Annotated in this window: 1 rRNA gene; it reads left to right on the top strand. The window is 53.3% G+C overall.

From position 1 onward, the window contains the following. Window positions 1-17 precede the first annotated feature (17 nt). Window positions 18-1569 (top strand): 16S ribosomal RNA (locus ACHUGF_RS17940). Window positions 1570-1581: the final 12 nt, after the last annotated feature.

The raw sequence follows: 1581 nt of genomic DNA, 5'->3' as shown, positions 1-1581 counted from the left end.
AAGTTCGAAAAAACTTTTAATTGAAGAGTTTGATCATGGCTCAGATTGAACGCTGGCGGCAGGCCTAACACATGCAAGTCGAGCGGAAACGACTTAACAGAACCTTCGGGGAACGTTAAGGGCGTCGAGCGGCGGACGGGTGAGTAATGCTTAGGGATCTGCCCAGTCGAGGGGGATAACAGTTGGAAACGACTGCTAATACCGCATACGCCCTACGGGGGAAAGGAGGGGACCTTCGGGCCTTTCGCGATTGGATGAACCTAAGTGAGATTAGCTAGTTGGTGAGGTAATGGCTCACCAAGGCGACGATCTCTAGCTGTTCTGAGAGGATGATCAGCCACACTGGGACTGAGACACGGCCCAGACTCCTACGGGAGGCAGCAGTGGGGAATATTGCACAATGGGGGAAACCCTGATGCAGCCATGCCGCGTGTGTGAAGAAGGCCCTAGGGTTGTAAAGCACTTTCAGCGAGGAGGAAAGGTTAACGGTTAATACTCGTTAGCTGTGACGTTACTCGCAGAAGAAGGACCGGCTAACTCCGTGCCAGCAGCCGCGGTAATACGGAGGGTCCGAGCGTTAATCGGAATTACTGGGCGTAAAGCGTACGCAGGCGGTTCGTTAAGCCAGATGTGAAAGCCCCGGGCTCAACCTGGGAATAGCATTTGGAACTGGCGAACTAGAGTCTTGTAGAGGGAGGTAGAATTTCAGGTGTAGCGGTGAAATGCGTAGAGATCTGAAGGAATACCGGTGGCGAAGGCGGCCTCCTGGACAAAGACTGACGCTCATGTACGAAAGCGTGGGGAGCAAACGGGATTAGATACCCCGGTAGTCCACGCCGTAAACGATGTCTACTCGGAGTTTGGTGCCTTGAGCACTGGGCTCTCAAGCTAACGCATTAAGTAGACCGCCTGGGGAGTACGGCCGCAAGGTTAAAACTCAAATGAATTGACGGGGGCCCGCACAAGCGGTGGAGCATGTGGTTTAATTCGATGCAACGCGAAGAACCTTACCTACTCTTGACATCCAGAGAATTTACCAGAGATGGTTTAGTGCCTTCGGGAACTCTGAGACAGGTGCTGCATGGCTGTCGTCAGCTCGTGTTGTGAAATGTTGGGTTAAGTCCCGCAACGAGCGCAACCCTTATCCTTATTTGCCAGCACTTCGGGTGGGAACTTTAGGGAGACTGCCGGTGATAAACCGGAGGAAGGTGGGGACGACGTCAAGTCATCATGGCCCTTACGAGTAGGGCTACACACGTGCTACAATGGCGTATACAGAGGGTTGCGAAGCCGCGAGGTGGAGCTAATCTCACAAAGTACGTCGTAGTCCGGATTGGAGTCTGCAACTCGACTCCATGAAGTCGGAATCGCTAGTAATCGTAGATCAGAATGCTACGGTGAATACGTTCCCGGGCCTTGTACACACCGCCCGTCACACCATGGGAGTGGGCTGCAAAAGAAGTGGGTAGCATAACCTTCGGGAGTGCGCTCACCACTTTGTGGTTCATGACTGGGGTGAAGTCGTAACAAGGTAGCCCTAGGGGAACCTGGGGCTGGATCACCTCCTTATCGACACGAATT

The organism is Shewanella maritima (assembly GCF_043643735.1).
GTDB lineage: Bacteria > Pseudomonadota > Gammaproteobacteria > Enterobacterales > Shewanellaceae > Shewanella > Shewanella maritima_A.
The sequence above is the reverse complement of the archived record's forward strand: the minus strand, read 5'-3'. Positions and strand labels throughout refer to the sequence as shown.